Origin of the sequence: Bacteroides sp. AM44-19 (assembly GCF_003603395.1) — a bacterium.
GTDB classification, from domain to species: domain Bacteria; phylum Bacteroidota; class Bacteroidia; order Bacteroidales; family Bacteroidaceae; genus Bacteroides; species Bacteroides uniformis.
Window position 1 is genome coordinate 232,905 of sequence record NZ_QTNB01000004.1, and the last position, 18,098, is coordinate 251,002.

General features: G+C 48.4%; 12 protein-coding genes. 8 read left to right on the forward strand and 4 right to left on the reverse strand.

The window, feature by feature from the left end; genetic code table 11:
• Nucleotides 1-38: 38 nt before the first annotated feature.
• The 3 genes from DW947_RS08990 to DW947_RS09000 all read right to left on the reverse strand — a co-directional run bounded on the left by DW947_RS08990 (nt 39) and on the right by DW947_RS09000 (nt 6,859).
• On the reverse strand, nt 39-1,856 hold the full coding sequence (locus DW947_RS08990; protein WP_117963411.1) for a glycoside hydrolase family 2 protein: 1,818 nt from the start codon (nt 1,854-1,856) through the stop codon (nt 39-41).
• A 331-nt stretch (nt 1,857-2,187) separates the two neighbouring features.
• A complete protein-coding gene (locus tag DW947_RS08995; protein WP_005833916.1) occupies nt 2,188-3,678 on the reverse strand; it encodes a RagB/SusD family nutrient uptake outer membrane protein in 1,491 nt (496 codons plus the stop codon).
• A gap of 19 nt (nt 3,679-3,697) precedes the next feature.
• A complete protein-coding gene (locus tag DW947_RS09000) occupies nt 3,698-6,859 on the reverse strand; it encodes a SusC/RagA family TonB-linked outer membrane protein (RefSeq protein ID WP_005826161.1) in 3,162 nt (1,053 codons plus the stop codon).
• Nucleotides 6,860-7,154: 295 nt separating this feature from the next.
• On the opposite strand from DW947_RS09000, the gene mnmG reads away from it, so the two are divergent.
• The 6 genes from mnmG to deoC all read left to right on the forward strand — a co-directional run bounded on the left by mnmG (nt 7,155) and on the right by deoC (nt 13,313).
• Nucleotides 7,155-9,029 (forward strand): tRNA uridine-5-carboxymethylaminomethyl(34) synthesis enzyme MnmG, encoded by a 1,875-nt coding sequence (mnmG, locus tag DW947_RS09005; RefSeq protein WP_117963413.1) that lies wholly within the window; start codon nt 7,155-7,157, stop codon nt 9,027-9,029.
• Between the two features lie 56 nt (nt 9,030-9,085).
• On the forward strand, nt 9,086-9,610 hold the full coding sequence (locus tag DW947_RS09010; protein WP_005826167.1) for an adenine phosphoribosyltransferase: 525 nt from the start codon (nt 9,086-9,088) through the stop codon (nt 9,608-9,610).
• A gap of 122 nt (nt 9,611-9,732) precedes the next feature.
• Nucleotides 9,733-11,553 carry an excinuclease ABC subunit UvrC gene (uvrC, locus tag DW947_RS09015; RefSeq protein WP_005833920.1) on the forward strand — a complete coding sequence of 607 codons (1,821 nt, stop codon included), beginning with the start codon at nt 9,733-9,735 and terminating at the stop codon, nt 11,551-11,553.
• An 80-nt stretch (nt 11,554-11,633) separates the two neighbouring features.
• On the forward strand, nt 11,634-12,086 hold the full coding sequence (gene dtd / locus DW947_RS09020) for a D-aminoacyl-tRNA deacylase (protein WP_005826171.1): 453 nt from the start codon (nt 11,634-11,636) through the stop codon (nt 12,084-12,086).
• Complete coding sequence (locus tag DW947_RS09025; RefSeq protein WP_005826173.1) at nt 12,086-12,424, forward strand: nucleotide pyrophosphohydrolase; 339 nt, start codon at nt 12,086-12,088, stop codon at nt 12,422-12,424. The genes dtd and DW947_RS09025 overlap by 1 nt, the downstream gene beginning before the upstream one ends.
• Complete coding sequence (gene deoC / locus DW947_RS09030) at nt 12,411-13,313, forward strand: deoxyribose-phosphate aldolase (RefSeq protein WP_009037467.1); 903 nt, start codon at nt 12,411-12,413, stop codon at nt 13,311-13,313. Before DW947_RS09025 ends, deoC begins: the two co-directional genes overlap by 14 nt.
• An 85-nt stretch (nt 13,314-13,398) precedes the next feature.
• Here the strand turns inward: deoC and DW947_RS09035 are convergent, their stop codons facing one another.
• Nucleotides 13,399-14,373, reverse strand: coding sequence for a polyprenyl synthetase family protein (locus tag DW947_RS09035; protein WP_005826176.1), 975 nt, complete (start codon nt 14,371-14,373; stop codon nt 13,399-13,401).
• An 87-nt stretch (nt 14,374-14,460) separates the two neighbouring features.
• Here DW947_RS09035 and polA point away from each other — a divergent pair, with 87 nt between their 5' ends.
• Nucleotides 14,461-17,316: a DNA polymerase I gene (polA, locus tag DW947_RS09040; RefSeq protein ID WP_117963414.1), complete on the forward strand. Its 2,856-nt coding sequence runs from the start codon at nt 14,461-14,463 to the stop codon at nt 17,314-17,316.
• Nucleotides 17,317-17,594: 278 nt separating this feature from the next.
• Nucleotides 17,595-17,987, forward strand: coding sequence for a DUF3836 domain-containing protein (locus tag DW947_RS09045; RefSeq protein WP_005826180.1), 393 nt, complete (start codon nt 17,595-17,597; stop codon nt 17,985-17,987).
• The last annotated feature ends 111 nt before the right edge of the window (nt 17,988-18,098 follow it).

Consider the following 18,098-nt stretch of genomic DNA (forward strand, 5'->3'; position numbering starts at 1 on the left):
CCAAATTGTACTTTGTAAATGGTAAATTGTAAATGCCCCTATTTCTTAAGTGAATTGCAGATACGCGTATTTATCTCCTTCACGCGTTTCTCATCCAGCTTTATCACCTTGCGGTCGTAAGTCATCAGACCGTTCACTTCCACTTCCACATCCGTGGTCTGTGTATAGACGGCTGCCGAGAAACCTCTTTTTATCATCTGATACAGCATATCGGCATATTTCACGTACTCATCAGTCACTTCTTTGGAAGAGTTGAACTGAACATATCCCCAGTTGCGATTCGGTTCCCAAAGATGGTCTTTCAAGACAAGACCAATGCCGCCATACTCACCCAAAACCGTGGCGCGCTGTGCATCATACAAATACATTTCCGGTTGGGGATAGTTGTGGAGGTCGAGCATGTCACCGCAAGTATAATGGTTACCGCCACTTGCCGGATTCACCAGACGGGTCGGGTCATACTGTTTCGTCCATTCGGCTATCTCTACCGTCTTGAACTGCCCCCAGGCTTCGTTGAACGGTACCCATGTACCGATACACGGATAAGAGTAGAGACAATCCATTATTTCCTTCCATTCCTTGTGATAATAGGCTTCGGATTCGGTGGAGCGTTTCAGTTCTGTTCCGTCGAAATAGCGGCGGTTCTGCCATTCCGGATTACGGTCACCGCTCGGCATATCCTGCCATACGATGATACCCAAACGGTCACAATGTGTGTACCAACGTGCCGGTTCCACCTTGATATGCTTGCGAATCATATTGAAACCGAAATCTTTCGTCTTCTGTACATCATACAGCAAAGCCTCGTCTGTGGGAGCTGTATACAGTCCGTCGGGCCACCAACCCTGGTCCAGCGGTCCAAACTGGAACAAAGCCTCGTTATTTAGTTCCAGGCGTACGATGCCATCCGCGTCACGACGGGTGGAGTACTTACGCATGGCAGCATAGCTGTCCACCTTATCCACTACCTTGCCTCCGCTTTTCAGCGTCACTTTCAGCGTATAGAGGAAGGGGGAATCCGGACTCCACAACTTGGCATTCCGGGGCATGGACACCTCCACCGGCTCTGCATTGATACTTTTGCCGGTGGCTACCAGTTGATTGCCGTCATACACATTCACTTCCACAAAGTCGGAAGGGCATGCACTATTCAATTCAGCCCTCACTGTCAACAGATTACGGTCAATATCGGGAGTGATACGGAGATTCTCGATATGTTTTCCGGCAACCGGCTCCATCCATACCGTCTGCCAGATACCGCTTACGGGAGTATACCAGATACCTTCCGGATTGCTGACCTGCTTTCCACGGGGTTGAGGTCCTTTATCCGTCGGGTCCCAAACCTTTACGACCAACTGATTATTGCCTTTGCCAGAAAGGGCGGCAGTAATATCGAAGGAGAACGGAGTAAATCCACCCGTATGGCTGCCTACTTTCACATCATTCACCCATACATCCGTTTTCCAGTCGACAGCACCAAAGTGCAACAGCACTTGTTTTCCCTTCCAGGCGGAAGGAATATCAAAACTGCGCTGGTAGACCAGTTCCTGGTTTTCATTGATTCTTTTTCCAACTCCAGACAAGGAGGATTCGATGGCAAAGGGAACAAGTATCTGCCCTTCGAACTCTGCCGGAAGATGCTCACCTTTATTTATAACGGCATAATTCCACAGTCCGTTCAAGTTCTTCCAGTCACTCCGTTCCATGATGGGACGAGGATATTCGGGCAACACATTCGCGGGATTGATCTGGGATGCCCAGTCCGTTTTGATTTTATCACCTGCCGGCTTCCATTGCGCCGAGCTTCCGATTGCAAACAACGTCAAGAATGACGATATGAGGAAAAATCTTCTCATAGTATTATAACTTTTTATTGGTTTCTACGAAAGCAAAGATAAGCCGATTCAGAAAAAAAGAATAGAAATTTCGAACCAATAAATAGTATTTTTGTGGAATATCAAGGTATTACCATCTCATTTTATCAAAGAAATTCATCAAAGGCACCTTTTTCCGCTTTTCTTGCCACGCCTATGACAAGGTTTTGCCTTCCCATTGGCAAGACTTTGCCACCGCGTTGGCAAAACTTTGCCATAGGCGTGGCAAAAGTTTGCCAAGGCAGTGACAACTTGTTGGCAAAATACCTCCCTGATATACAAGGAGTAGCAAACAATAGACAGCAGGGAACGACTAATATCCCGGATTCTGCTGGTTCTCCAATGCCGGATTGGCATTTATCTCATCCTGCGAAATAGGAAGCACAATCTTCTCGAAAGTACGGTCGATTGTTTTTCCACGGTGACTCACCGGAATATCTTGAAAATCGTCGTTGAATTCGATGGTTCTGCCCATACGCATCATGTCGAAGAAGCGTTGTCCTTCACCAAAAAGCTCCTTGCTGCGCTCGTCCAGAATCATATCATCGGTAATGGTAGCGGCAGTGGCCGGTGCCAGTCCGGGAGAACGCCTGCGGATTTCATTCAGGTAACCGGCGGCGGCATCTGCGCCTGCTTCCTGCTTCGTGGAGTGCAAGGCTGCTTCGGCGGCAATCAGATATATCTCGGAAAGACGGATTATCTTGATATTGACGGCTGTATTGGTTGCCTTGCCGTCACCTGCCAGGGTGGTACTGCCCATATACTTGTAGCAGGCTCCCTTGCGTTCAATCTCATTGTCCACCCAGTATTCATCGTTGTCCATGATTCCCCAACGCACATCCGTCTCGTCTTCACCCAGACGGTTCAGGAAATAATCGCTGGCAAGATACCAGCCCATGGCATTCTTCAACTGTCCGTAGCGCATCAGGTAAAAGCCCAAAGAAGAAGTTCCCAGGTCTGATTCCTCAGTGGTGATGCCCAGCTCAAAGATGGACTCGGAACCAAACTGCTTGCTCCAGGAAGCCGTCCAATCGGCAGGCTCATACAGTTTGTACACACCGCTTTCTATAATCTCCCGGGCAGCGTTCAAAGCACCGTCATAATCTTCCATATAGAGTTTCACACGCGCTTGCAGGGCTATGTTGGTGTAATAGTCCGCATATCCGCTCTGCTTTGTCTTCTTCTTGGCAAGAAGGGCCGCCCCGTCCGACAAGTCCTGCAGAATCTGGCGATAGTTCTCCTCCACAGTAGCACGGGTGGGCTGGGCGTTCACCGTAAGCGGCTCGGTTACATTGGGAACTCCATAAGAGGTCTTGTTGTAATTGTAAGGAAGCCCGTAGAGACGGACCAAATCGAAATAGAACAGCGCCCTCAGAGTCAACGCCTGCCCTTTGGCTTCGGAAAAGTCTTCCATACTGCCCGATTCTTCCAGCTTCTCAATGTTGCTCAACAAGGTGTTGACCTGCAGAATGCAGTAATATCCACGGCTCCAGAAACCGGAATAAGTATTGCTGTTGGAAGTGTGGTTGAACGTATAGAATGCATCCAGTCCGCGTCCGGCAGCAAAAATCGTGAGGTCACCGCCCTTAGCATCACCGTACATAAAAAGGTTTCTGCCGTAATAGGACGATGAGGTCATCGCACTCATCACACCGTTGATAACCACCTGCGCATCGGCTACCGTACCGACAGCACCTTCTGCATTTCCGGAGTTGGTGGGCTGCATATCCAGAAAATCGTCACACGAAGTGAATGTAAAGGCACCAAGTATCACAAGTGCCAATAAATGATATATCTTTTTCATTGTTAGTTCCTCCAGTTCATTAAAATTTCAATTCAACGCCAACGACAAATGTTTTTCCGATAGGGGTTTCCCAACCACGTGTGCCGTATTCGCTCACTTCGGGGTCTGCCTCCTTGTATTTGGCTATTGTCCAAAGGTTGCTGGCAGTGAAGAAAAGGCGGGCATTCTCGATGAAAGCCTTGCGGGTCATGGCTTTGGGCAGCGTATAGGCCAATGAGAGATTCTTCAAGCGCAGATAACTGGCATTGAACAAGTGGCGGCTGCTGTATTGTTGCGGGTCATCGAGGTCTACACCTTCGATACGGGGCTCTGTACCGTTCGTATGGTCTGGCGTCCAAAGGTTGTTGTAGTAGCTTTTAGCACGGATACGCTCCCAATAATAACCGTCGTCGGCCACATCCATGTAGGCTCCATCGTACAAGTCTCCTCCTATCTTATAGGTAAAGCCCAACGAAAGGGCTATGCCTTTGTAGGAGACCGAGGTATTGATGCCCCCATACACTTTGGGAACGGCATTGCCGATGATGGTGTAGTTGGCATTGTTATAGTCATAAGTAGCTCCGCGTCCGTTATACTCAAAATCTCCGGCCTTGCCATTCTTGGGGTCATTTACATAGTAGACGTTCTTGCCGTTGGTCTTGTCCACACCTGCCCATTCGTATCCATAGAAAGCCAGCGTGGACTGACCTTCCCGGTATACATATTGCGCACGGCTGTCGCTACTGGTGGGGTCGTACCAGATAATGTCCGCACCGCCATACAACTCTTTCACCTCAGAACGGAGGAAGGTTGCGTTGACACCGGCACTCCATAACCATCCTTTACTATCAATGATGTCACCACTCAACTCCACCTCTACCCCATGGTTGTTGATGCATCCTACGTTCCGCAACGTAGAGGAAAATCCCGTAACCATCGAAATGGGAACATCCTGGAGCAGGTTCTTCGAATCACGGTTGAAGTATTCCACCGTACCGCGCAGACGTTGGCCGAAGAAGCCGAAGTCGATACCCACATTCGTGTTGTAGCTCGTCTCCCAAGACAGCTTGTCATTGGTGACGGTAGTGATTGTACCGCCCGGGTTACCCATGTACTTACTGGTATAGCTCATCAAGCTCATATAGCCGTAATTGTCCGAAGGCAGCGTACCGTTAATACCATAAGAGGCACGTATACGCAGGTTGCTCAGGAAAGAATATTTGCTCATAAAACCCTCGCGCATGATGTTCCACGCTCCTGCCACTGACCAGAAGTTTCCCCAACGTTCCTGCTTGCTGAGCCGGGAAGAACCGTCGCGGCGGTAAGAACCGGAAATGAAGTAGCGTTCATCGTAATTATAATCCAACTTGGAGAGCACGGACACCATCGAGTTTCCCCAGGAATATCCGGCAGAAGTCTGCGTTCCGGCAGTAGAAACTGTATGAATGGTGCTGACCGCAAGATTGCTTCCTGTGGCACGCACATAGTCTGTCTTGTTCTTCTCCGCTTCGAAACCCACCATGGTGCCAACTGTGTGTTTGTCGAAGGTGCCGGTATAATTGGCGGTAGTGGAGGTAACCATCTTCTCGTATGTAGTACGGTATTCGTTGACATTCCCATTGTCTGCCGAGCCTTTATAGTGATTGGCACTGTAATAGATATGGTCTTTTACAGTAGTATTGTCGTAAGAGTAGATAGAACGAAGGTCCAGGCCCGGCATCAGATGCAGGGTGAGCGTCTCCGCAGCCATGATTTTGGTACTGGTAGAACCGTTCTCCCACTCTTTGTCATAATAAAGCCCATTGTAGGCGTAGCTACCGTAACGTTCGGTCCAGAGCTCGCCGGTCTTGTAATCAGTGGGCCAGTAGAGTCCCCACAGCAAGTTACGGGTCTGCATGAAGTAATTACTGCCCGTGTTGCGTGTATCATTATAACCGCTTTTCTTGGTACGCGCCAGGCTGGCATTGGTGGTCAGTTCAAGGAATTTCCCCACCTTCTGGGTGAGGTTCAGGCGACCGGAAACACGGTCGAAGCTGTTCATCTTCAAACGTCCCTCGTCCTGGGTATAGGAAAGGGAAGTGTAATAGTTGGTATTCTGCGTAGCACCACTGACGGACATATCGTAGGTCTGGTAAATGGCGGTACGGAAATATGCCTTGTCCCAATCGTAGTATTTGCCTCCACGCCCGGAGTTGTCGTACTCAAGGATATTGACGTTCTCGTAAGCTCCCGTACCATTTGTGGTAAATTGGTAGCCATGTTTGTTGAAACGGCTGTTCAACTGGCCTATGGCATAGGCTGCCGCCTTTTCGTCCGTTTCGCCCTTACCGCTTGTACGGGCATCGTGAAATACGGTGTAGAGCATATTCACATTCTCCTGTACGCTGGCCGTTTCATAGTTGTCCGTTGCCCAGCAGGGCGTGAAGCCCACTTCGGCTTTCAGCGTCACCACCGGCTTGCCAATCTGTCCTTTTTTGGTAGTAATCAGAATGACGCCGTTTGCCGCACGCGACCCATAAAGCGAGCTGGCCGCCGCATCTTTCAATACAGAAATAGATTCGATGTCTTCCGGGTTCAACGTATTCATGATGTTGTTGGTAGAATAGAGCTCACCGCTCATCTGCCCCGTATTGCCCGAAGAGACCGGAACACCGTCCACTACATACAACGGTTCATTCCCGGCATTCATAGAACCTATGCCACGGATGCGGATGGCCGGTGCGGAACCCGCCTGGCCGGAATTATTCGTCAGTTGCAAGCCCGCCACTTTACCGTTCAACGCGTTTTCAAAGCTGGTCGTCGGAATGTCTTTCAGCGCATCCGCTTTCACTAAAGAAGCCGAACCTGCATAGCTGCTCTTTTTGGCCGTGCCGTAAGCCACCACCATCACTTCATCCAGTAGTTCCGAATCCGATTTCAGCACCACCTTCATAGCAGGCTTTATGGCAGCTTCTACTTTCTGCATACCTACAAAAGAGACAATCACTGTCTTTGCCGTGCCCGGCACATTCAAGATTGTAAATTTACCTTCGATATCGGTCACGGCCCCCAGCGTTGTGCCCTTCACCAATACCGATGCCCCAATAATCGGCTCATTGTTGTCCTCGGCAAATACTGTTCCCGAGACCGTAGACGTCTGAGCCATCACTCCCGCCCCCATAACCAGGCAGACAATGATTAACAAGAAGAATTTCTTTCTCATGCTTCTCTTCCTTAAAATTAGTCAATCAAAACACTTTTTAATATCCAAACGCTGCAAAGGTATGTATCTTTTTCAAAAAGAAAAGCAATAGTATTCAAAAAGCTTCATTTTGATTGTATTTTAAGCCAAACACAAGCAATATGTCTACAACCTAAGCATTCCAAGCAATAAGTATGATGCTGGATACGGAAATATAAGCAATGCCAAAGAAGATATATCCGGATTTTAAGATATGACACGTCCCGGCATACAACTTTTTTCGTAACTTTGCACAGTTTTAAAATACACTGAACGAATGGAGTTTAAGTATGACGTTATTGTAATCGGCGCCGGACACGCAGGATGCGAAGCCGCTGCCGCTGCTGCAAACCTGGGTTCGAAGACTTGTCTTATCACAATGGATATGAACAAAATCGGACAGATGAGTTGTAACCCGGCAGTGGGAGGCATCGCCAAAGGACAGATAGTACGCGAAATAGACGCCTTGGGAGGATATATGGGATTGGTGACAGACCAGACAGCCATACAGTTCCGTATACTGAACCGTTCCAAAGGTCCCGCTATGTGGAGTCCGCGCGCGCAGTGCGACCGCAACAAATTCATCTGGGCATGGAGAGAGATACTGGAAAATATCCCCAACCTGCATATCTGGCAGGATACCGTGCAGGAAATCCTCGTTGAAAACGGTGAGATTACGGGAGTAGTCACATTATGGGGAGTAACGTTCCATGCCAAATGTGTAGTACTCACCGCAGGAACTTTCCTCAATGGACTGATGCACGTGGGACGTACCATGCTTCCAGGCGGACGTATGGCAGAACCTGCATCCTACCAATTAACCGAATCCATCGCAAAGCATGGCATCACCTTTGGACGCATGAAGACGGGAACCCCCGTACGCATAGATGGACGCAGCGTGCATTATGAGGATATGGAAATCCAAGACGGAGAATGTGACTTCCACAAGTTCTCGTTCATGGACACTCATGTACGCCATTTGAAACAGCTCCCTTGCTGGACCTGCTTCACCAACGAAGAAGCACACCGCATCCTGCAGGAAGGTCTGCCGGATTCTCCCCTTTTCAACGGACAAATCCAAAGTATCGGCCCACGTTATTGCCCCAGTATAGAAACCAAGATTGTGACTTTCCCCGACAAACCGCAGCACCAGCTTTTCCTGGAGCCCGAAGGGGAAACAACCCAAGAGCTCTACTTGAATGGATTCTCTTCTTCATTGCCCATGAACATCCAGATTGCAGCATTGAAACAGATACCGGCGTTCAGAGACCTCGTCATCTACCGCCCGGGCTATGCCATCGAATACGACTTCTTTGACCCCACCCAACTGAAACATACGCTGGAAACGAAGAATATAAAGAATCTGTTCTTTGCCGGACAAGTAAACGGAACAACCGGTTACGAGGAAGCAGCTGGACAAGGAATCATGGCAGGTATCAACGCCCACATCAATTGCCACGGCGGAGAACCGTTCACCCTTGCAAGGGATGAAGCATATATCGGCGTTTTAATCGATGACTTGGTAACAAAAGGTGTGGACGAGCCTTACCGTATGTTTACTTCCCGTGCCGAATATCGCATCCTGCTCCGTATGGATGATGCGGACATGCGACTCACGGAAAAAGCCTGGAAGCTGGGACTCGCCAAGGAAGAGCGGTACAAGCTGCTGACAGAAAAACGTGAAGCCGTGAACCGGATTATAGACTTCGCGCGGAATTACTCGATGAAACCGGCATTAATCAATCCGGTATTGGAGCAGCTCGGCACAACTCCACTGCGCCAGGGATGCAAATTGATAGATTTGATAAACCGTCCGCAGATAACGATTGAGAACATTGCCGAACACGTCAGTGCCTTTAAACGAGAACTGGATAAAATATCCGATAGAAAGGAAGAAATTGTAGAAGCTGCAGAAATACTCATCAAGTACGAGGGATACATCGGACGCGAACGGATTATTGCGGATAAATTGGCAAGATTGGAAAGTATCAAGATAAAAGGTAAGTTTGACTATAATTCCATTCAATCCCTTTCTACCGAAGCTAGACAGAAGCTGATGAAGATAGATCCGGAAACAATAGCCCAAGCGGGTCGGATTCCGGGAGTATCTCCAAGCGACATCAACGTGCTACTGGTACTTTGCGGACGATAGAGCGCAAAGTTCCACGTGAAACAAAGAATTCAATAAACGTATTAAACAAACTGATTATGAGTAAAGAAACTCTTACCAAAAGCATCCGAGAAATACCCGACTTCCCCATTCCGGGAATTCTATTCTACGATGTAACTACCTTGTTCAAGGAGCCTACCGCCTTGCAGGAACTCTCGGACACACTATACGAGATGTATAAAGACAAAGGCATCACCAAAGTAGTGGGTATAGAATCAAGAGGATTCATTATGGGCCCCATTCTCGCCACCAGACTGGGGGCAGGCTTCGTACCTATCCGCAAGCCGGGAAAGCTTCCTGCAGAAACCATTGAAGAAAGCTATGATAAAGAATATGGCAAAGACACCGTGCAGATGCACAAGGATGCCATCAATGAAGACGATGTAGTATTGCTACACGACGACTTGCTGGCAACCGGTGGAACAATGGAAGCCGCCTGCAAACTGGTGAAACAGATGAACCCCAAGAAAGTGTATGTAAACTTCATCATCGAGCTGAAAGAGCTTCATGGCAAGGATGTGTTTGGAGATGATGTGGAAGTGGAGGCTGTGCTGTCGCTTTAGCCATTTCATATTTCACCACAGATTACACAGATTAACACAGATTATTTATCCACCACAAAACACAGTTTTATCAAAGAGAAATCTGCGCTAATCTGTGTAATCTGTGGTGAAACGTCGGTATTATGGAAGAACTCAGAACTAACGACTACCTCAAAGGGATTGTATCCAACCTTCCCGAAAGTCCCGGTATTTACCAATATCTGAATACCGAAGGGACTATTATATATGTAGGAAAGGCAAAGAATCTGAAGCGAAGAGTGTCTTCCTACTTCAACCGGGAGCACGAACCGGGAAAGACGAGGGTGCTGGTCAGCAAGATTGCAGATATCCGATATATCGTGGTGAATACGGAAGAAGACGCGCTATTGTTGGAAAACAATCTTATCAAGAAATACAAGCCTCGCTACAACGTACTGTTGAAAGACGACAAGACGTATCCCAGCATCTGCGTGCAGAACGAATACTTTCCACGTGTATTCAGAACCCGGAAGATAATCCGTAACGGTTCCTCCTATTATGGCCCTTACAGCCATATACCTTCCATGTACGCATTACTCGACCTCATCAAGCATCTGTACCCTTTGCGTACATGCCACCTGAACCTCTCTCCGGAAAACATACGTGCCGGAAAGTTCAATGTTTGCCTGGAATACCACATCAAGAACTGTGCAGGACCTTGCATCGGGAAGCAAAGTCAAGAAGAGTATCTGAAAAACATCGCTGAAATCAAGGAAATACTCAAAGGGAATACCCAGGAGATAGAACGGATGCTTTTCCAGCAAATGCAGGAACTGGCAGCCGAAATGAAGTTTGAAGAAGCACAGAAGATAAAGAAGAAATACCTGCTGCTGGAAAACTACCGGGCGAAATCGGAAGTGGTAAGCAACGTGCTGCACAATATCGACGTGTTCTCCATCGAGGAAGACAGCGATGAAAAGTCCGCTTTCGTCAACTACCTGCACATTACGAACGGTGCCATCAACCAGGCTTTCACCTTTGAATACAAGAAACGATTGAATGAGAGCAAAGAAGAACTGCTCTCTCTCGGCATCATCGAAATGCGGGAAAGATACAAGAGCCTTTCTCGCGAAATCATCGTGCCTTTTGAGCTGGATATGGAGCTGAAAGATGTCGTCTTTACCATCCCGCAACGGGGAGACAAAAAGAAGCTGCTGGAACTCTCCATCCTCAACGTGAAGCAGTACAAAGCCGACCGCCTGAAGCAAGCCGAAAAGCTGAATCCGGAGCAACGGACCGTGCGCCTGCTGAAAGAGATACAGCAAGAGCTGCACCTGGACCGCCTGCCCATGCAGATAGAATGTTTCGACAACTCCAACATCCAGGGTTCCGACCCCGTGGCCGGGTGCGTGGTCTTCGTCAAGGGGAAACCTTCCAAGAAGGATTACCGCAAGTACAATATCAAGACCGTAGAGGGACCGGATGACTATGCCTCCATGAAAGAGGTCGTAAAACGGCGCTATCAGCGCGCTATAGAAGAGAAAGCACCCCTGCCCGACCTTCTTATCACCGACGGTGGAAAAGGGCAAATGAGCGCCGTAAAAGAGGTGATAGACGAGCTTGGCCTGAACATCCCCATTGCCGGACTTGCCAAAGATGGCAAACATCGCACTTCCGAGCTATTGTATGGCTACCCTCCCCAGACCATCGGATTGAAACAGAACACCCCCCTCTTCCGACTGCTGACGCAGATTCAAGATGAAGTGCACCGCTTCGCCATTACCTTCCACCGCGACAAGCGCAGCAAACGGCAGATTGCCTCCGCACTGGACGAGATAAAAGGTATCGGTGAAAAGACGAAAAGCACGTTGCTCAAGGAGTTCAAAAGCGTGAAGCGTATCCGCGAAGCATCTGCCGAGGAGCTTGCCGCCGTGGTGGGAGAAGCGAAAGCCAAAATCATCCAGACCTATTTCTCAGAGAAATAATGACTGATAAATCAGCCTGCAGAGCCATGCACACAACGAATTAATTCGTAACTTTGTCCCCTCAAAAAGACAAGAACAACATGAGAGTAGTGATACAACGTGCCGGACACGCTTCCGTCACCATCAACGGAACCTGCAAAGCCTCCATTGGAAAGGGCCTCATGATACTCGTAGGCATCGAAGAATCCGATGGAAAAGAAGATATTGACTGGCTTTGCAAGAAGATAGTCAACCTGCGCATTTTCGATGACGAAAACGGCGTAATGAACAAATCCATTCTTGAAGCAGACGGCGAGATACTGGTTATCAGCCAGTTCACCCTCCACGCCTCCACCAAGAAAGGCAACCGTCCCTCCTACATACGGGCAGCACGGCCGGAAATATCCGTCCCACTGTACGAACAATTCTGCCGGGAACTGAGTTTAGCATTAGGTAAAGAAATAGGTACCGGCGAATTTGGTGCCGATATGAAAGTAGAACTGATGAACGATGGTCCCGTGACCATCTGTATAGATACAAAAAACAAGGAATAATGACGTTAGAAGAAGCACAGAAACAAGTGGATTCCTGGATAAAGGAATACGGAGTGCGCTATTTCAGCGAACTCACCAATATGGCGATACTGACCGAAGAAGTGGGCGAACTCGCCCGCGTCATGGCACGCAAGTATGGCGACCAATCCTTCAAGAAAGGAGAAAAAGACAATCTCGACGATGAGATGGCAGATGTTCTTTGGGTACTTCTCTGCCTTGCGAACCAGACCGGAGTGAACCTGACAGACGCCTTCTGCCGCAACTTCGAGAAGAAAACCAGACGTGACCAGACAAGACATATCAATAACCCTAAATTGAAAGACCATGGAGAAGAATGAGCCTACCCAGAGTAAGTATGACGCCGCCCTGGCAAAGTACAACACCCAACTGGATGATGCAGAAATAGCTGCACAAGCTGCCAGAATCATTGCAGAGAAGGTACCGGCAAACAATACACCGGAGGTAAAGAAATTCCTGTTCAACTGCATCGACCTTACCACCCTGAAGAGTGAAGACAGCGATGAAAGCGTCATGAAATTCACCCAGAAAGTGAATAAATTCGACGAAGAGTTCCCCGACCTGAAGAATGTGGCAGCCATCTGTGTATACCCCAATTTTGCAGAAGTCGTAAAAGACACGCTGGAAGTGGAGGATGTAAAAATAGCTTGTGTATCAGCAGGTTTCCCCTCCTCCCAGACTTTCATTGAAGTGAAAGTGGCAGAAACTGCCATGGCACTGATGGAAGGCGCCGATGAAATAGACATCGTTATTTCGGTGGGCAAGTTCCTGGCTGGAGACTATGAAGGCATGTGCGAGGAGATACAAGAACTCAAAGCAACCTGCAAAGAGCACCACATGAAGGTAATCCTCGAAACCGGAGCTTTGAAGACGGCTTCGAACATCAAAAAAGCATCCATCCTTTCCATGTATTCGGGTGCCGATTTCATCAAGACTTCCACCGGCAAGCAGCAGCCTGCCGCCACGCCGGAGGCCGCCCTGGTTATGTGCCAGGCCATCAAGGAATATCACGAGCTGACGGGTATCAAGGTAGGCTTTAAGCCCGCAGGAGGAATCAACTGCGTGAACGATGCACTGATTTATTACACCATCGTCAAGGAAGTGCTCGGCGAAGAATGGCTGAACAACGAACTGTTCCGCTTGGGAACCAGTCGTCTTGCCAACCTGCTGCTTTCGGAAATCAAGGGCGAGGAAATGAAATTCTTTTAAGAGGAAGCTGCATTTACCTATAAATAAAGCCTGATGGAGTGGGTTCCATCAGGCTTTTTCATATTATCAACCGGAAACAGTTCCGTCATTTTTCCCGTTCCACCACATAGTCCAGATACCCGGCTAGCGCTGCTTTTACCTCCGTGTCGGGCAAAGAAGCCAGCAAAGAAAGAGCCTTTTCCTTATAGTCATACATCACTTGCGAAGCATACTCTATACCACCATTCTGCTTGGTAAATTCGATTAAATGGGCTATTTCGCCAGGCGTTGCCTCCCCATTCTTTATCTTTACGGCAATTTCTTCCGCTGTTTTATCCTTCACGGTATTGAGCACATGAAGCGCAGGTAGAGTCAACTTCCCCTCCACCATATCATTTCCGGTAGGTTTGCCTATTTCCTTGCTCTCGGAGTAATCGAAAATATCATCCTTTATCTGAAAACAAAGCCCGATATATTCACCGAACAGACGCGCAGATTCCGCCTTTTCATCGCTGGCTCCCACCGAGAGAGCGCCCGCCTTCGTACAAGCTGCAAAGAGCACGGCCGTCTTCTTGCGGATAACGTCGAAATAGACTTCCTCGGAGAAATGGAGATTGCTGACGTTGGAAAGCTGCAGAAGTTCACCATCTGCCAAATCCTGCCCCAGGCAGGAGACGATGTCGATAATGTCATGGTTACGGGTCATGCCCACTTGCACCAACGCTGTTGCAAGCAGATAATCGCCTGCCAGTACGGCTACTTTATTATTGAAAATGGCATTAACGGAGAGTTGTCCACGACGTTCAGTACTTTCGTCCACTACATCATCGTGCACAAGGCTGGCATTATGAAGAAGTTCCAACGCAACCGCAGCATGCAGGGTTGCAGGACATACCTTGCCAAAAAGCTTCGCAGCCAGAAGCACCAGAATGGGGCGCATCATCTTCCCGTTCTTCTGCCGGATATGCGCAATTACGCTGTTCAGCAAAAGGTTGGAACTGGAGAGGGTACTTTCAAAAAGCTTCTTGAAGTCCTCCAATTCCTCAGAAATCGGAGATTTTATCAATGATGAGTTGTCCATGCATCGCTATTTGCCTACAAAAATAGTAATAAAACGGTTAATACGGTATTTTTTTGTACTTTTACCATGAAAAAAAGGATTAAATGTATGAATTCAATCGATAAACTGTTTTTGCTCGATGCCTATGCACTGATATATCGAGCCTATTACGCGTTCATCAAGAACCCGAGAATCAATTCAAAAGGATTCAACACTTCGGCCATTCTGGGCTTTGTAAACACCCTGGAAGAAGTGCTCAAAAAAGAGAATCCCACACACATAGGAGTAGCCTTCGACCCGTCGGGCCCCACCTTCCGCCACGAGGCCTACGAACAATACAAGGCACAGCGCGAGGAGACGCCCGAGGCCATCCGCCTCTCCGTTCCTATTATAAAGGATATCATCCGTGCCTACCGCATCCCCATCCTCGAGGTAGCCGGTTATGAGGCAGACGACGTGATAGGCACGCTTGCCACCGAAGCCGGACGACAGGGCATCACCACCTATATGATGACTCCCGACAAGGACTACGGGCAACTGGTATCGGACAATGTTTTCATGTACCGTCCCAAGCACACCGGCGGATTCGAAATCATGGGTACGGAAGAGGTAAAGACGAAGTTCAGCATACAATCCACCGCACAAGTCATCGACATGCTCGGACTGATGGGCGATGCTTCCGACAACATCCCCGGCTGTCCGGGTGTGGGCGAGAAAACCGCACAGAAACTGATTGCCGAATTCGGCAGTATCGAAAACCTGCTGGAACATACCGACCAGCTGAAAGGCGCACTGAAAACGAAAGTGGAAACCAACCGCGAGATGATAACCTTCTCCAAATTCCTTGCCACCATCAAAACAGATGTTCCCATTCAGCTCGACATGGATTCGCTCGTCCGCGAAGAACCGAACGAAGAGGAACTCCGCAAGATTTTCGAGGAGTTGGAATTCCGCACACTCATCGATCGGGTACTCAAAAAGGGAAGCAGCAATTCGTCCTCCCCTACTCCAACCTCTCCGGTACCCGACCTCTTTGCCGGGACTCTGTTTGCCCAGCCGCAAACCTCCACTCCCGAAAACAGCGCCCCGATTCAAGGCGATTTGTTTGCAAATTTTGCGGGCGAGGGGACGGGCGTTTCTGAAAATTCAAACCTGACGCGGTTAGAAATGCTCGATGTAGACTACCAACTCATTGATACAGAAGACAAAAGAGCAGAAATTATTCAAAAGTTACTTACAAGCGAAATTCTCTCAATAGATACCGAGACTACCGGAACCGAGCCAATGGACGCCGAACTTGTAGGAATGAGCTTCAGCGATGCCGAAAACTGTGCATACTACGTACCCGTTCCCGCCGAACGAGAGGAAGTCTTAAAAATTGTAAACGAGTTCCGTCCCCTCTTCGAAAACGAGAAATCCATGAAGGTGGGACAAAATATCAAGTACGATATGATTATCCTCCAAAATTACGGCGTCCAGGTGAAAGGCAAACTTTTCGACACCATGCTTGCCCACTACGTGCTTCAACCCGAACTGCGACACAACATGGACTATCTGGCGGAAATCTACCTGCACTACCAGACCATCCACATCGATGAGCTAATTGGAGCGCGAGGCAAAAACCAAAAGAACATGCGCGACCTTCCACCCGAAGATGTCTACCGTTATGCCTGCGAGGATGCGGACGTCACCCTCAAACTGAAAAACGTGCTGGAAAAGGAACTGAAGGAGCAAGGTGCCGAACATCTGTTCTACGAAATAGAGATGCCGCTCGTCCCCGTACTTGTCAATATAGAGAGCAACGGAGTGCTGCTCGATACGGAAGCATTGAAGCAGTCGTCCCAGCACTTCACTGTCCGCCTGCAGGAGATTGAAAAGGAAATCTACGAGATGGCTGGCGAGACATTCAATATCAGCTCCGCCAAGCAGGTAGGCGAAGTGCTGTTCGACAAGCTGAAAATCGTGGAGAAAGCGAAAAAGACCAAGACCGGACAATACGTCACCTCCGAAGAGGTGCTGCAAAGCTACCGCAGCAAGCACGACATCATCGGGAAGATACTGGAATACCGCGGACTGAAGAAACTGCTGAGCACCTATATAGATGCCCTGCCCCAGCTCATCAACCCACGTACGGGCCGCATACACACCTCCTTCAACCAGGCGGTAACCGCTACCGGACGCCTCAGCTCCAGCAATCCCAACCTGCAGAACATCCCCATCCGCGACGAAGACGGAAAGGAAATCCGCAAGGCGTTCATCCCCGACACCGACTGCGAGTTCTTCTCTGCCGACTACTCGCAGATAGAGCTGCGCATCATGGCACACCTCAGCGAAGATAAGAACATGATAGACGCCTTCCTCAGCGGACACGACATCCACGCCGCTACCGCTGCCAAGATATATAAGATAGATATAAACGACGTAACCGCCGACATGCGCCGCAAGGCAAAAACGGCAAACTTCGGCATCATCTACGGCATCTCCGTCTTCGGGCTTGCCGAACGCATGGGCGTTTCTCGCCAGGAAGCCAAAGAGCTGATAGACGGCTACTTTGAAACCTACCCACAAGTGAAGGAGTATATGGACAAAAGCATCCAGGTGGCACGCGAGCAGGGCTACGTGGAAACCATCTTCCACCGCAAGCGCTTCCTGCCGGACATCAACTCAAGAAACGGGGTGGTACGGGGCTATGCCGAACGGAATGCCATCAACGCCCCCATCCAGGGAAGTGCCGCCGACATCATAAAAGTAGCGATGGCACACATCTATCAGCGCTTCCAAGCTTACAATCTGAAAGCAAAGATGATTTTACAGGTCCATGACGAACTAAATTTCAGCGTTCCAGAGGCAGAAAAAGAGCTTGTACAGAAAATCGTAATCGAAGAGATGGAGCAGGCATATCGCATGCACGTACCTCTGAAAGCCGATTGTGGGTGGGGAAACAACTGGTTACAGGCACACTAAACAGCCCAATAACTTTATTTAACTTACAATCAGAAAGCAACAGAAGCAATCCTTTCCAAATACAGTTTGCTCATCAGAATATCCGGCAACCTCGCTGCCGGATATTTTTTATTCACCAATCTTGCCAAAAGGAAAGCATACCGAAACCCTCACTACTGACATATTGATAAAATTTAATCCGATATTTATATTTATGTCAATTTAATACGTACCTTTGCAGCGAAATCAATGACATATTGATAGAAAATAGAAAGTTAAACTAAAAAAGACATAAAACCATGAAAGCAAAAGTATCTTTAAAAACAGTGATTGTTTCAGCACTTCTCTTAGTTTGCGGATTAAATGCCTCAGCCGACAATAAGAGCAACCTCATTTACAATTCGGAAGAAGTAAATGGCATGAAGGTGGCAGAGACCGTATACAAGATGGACGGAAACACGCTTGCCAACTATATGAAGTACAATTATAAGTACGACGACCAGAACCGCATGACGGAAAGCGAAGCCCTGAAATGGAACAGCACCAAGAATACATGGGGCAAGGACATGTGCATCCGCTATGCATACCAAGGCAAGACGATGACTACCACATACTACAAATGGAACAACAAGAAAGGCGAATACATACTGGTTCCCGAGATGACAGTAATCATGGACAACCCTAACATGTAATTGACAAACTCTCTCTTAAAGTAAGAAATCTTATTCCTAACAACAATAACCGAAACCTTTCATAAAAGAGCCGGAATGATTCGCACATTCCGGCTCTTTTATTATATCTTC

Coding starts and splice junctions, on each gene's coding strand:
- DW947_RS08995 (WP_005833916.1), bottom strand. CDS start 3,678: ATGAAAAAGATATATCATTTATTGGCACTTGTGATACTTGGTGCCTTT.
- DW947_RS09000 (WP_005826161.1), bottom strand. CDS start 6,859: ATGAGAAAGAAATTCTTCTTGTTAATCATTGTCTGCCTGGTTATGGGG.
- DW947_RS08990 (WP_117963411.1), bottom strand. CDS start 1,856: ATGAGAAGATTTTTCCTCATATCGTCATTCTTGACGTTGTTTGCAATC.
- DW947_RS09045 (WP_005826180.1), top strand. CDS start 17,595: ATGAAAGCAAAAGTATCTTTAAAAACAGTGATTGTTTCAGCACTTCTC.
- polA (WP_117963414.1), top strand. CDS start 14,461: ATGAATTCAATCGATAAACTGTTTTTGCTCGATGCCTATGCACTGATA.
- deoC (WP_009037467.1), top strand. CDS start 12,411: ATGGAGAAGAATGAGCCTACCCAGAGTAAGTATGACGCCGCCCTGGCA.
- mnmG (WP_117963413.1), top strand. CDS start 7,155: ATGGAGTTTAAGTATGACGTTATTGTAATCGGCGCCGGACACGCAGGA.
- DW947_RS09035 (WP_005826176.1), bottom strand. CDS start 14,373: ATGGACAACTCATCATTGATAAAATCTCCGATTTCTGAGGAATTGGAG.
- uvrC (WP_005833920.1), top strand. CDS start 9,733: ATGGAAGAACTCAGAACTAACGACTACCTCAAAGGGATTGTATCCAAC.
- DW947_RS09010 (WP_005826167.1), top strand. CDS start 9,086: ATGAGTAAAGAAACTCTTACCAAAAGCATCCGAGAAATACCCGACTTC.
- DW947_RS09025 (WP_005826173.1), top strand. CDS start 12,086: ATGACGTTAGAAGAAGCACAGAAACAAGTGGATTCCTGGATAAAGGAA.
- dtd (WP_005826171.1), top strand. CDS start 11,634: ATGAGAGTAGTGATACAACGTGCCGGACACGCTTCCGTCACCATCAAC.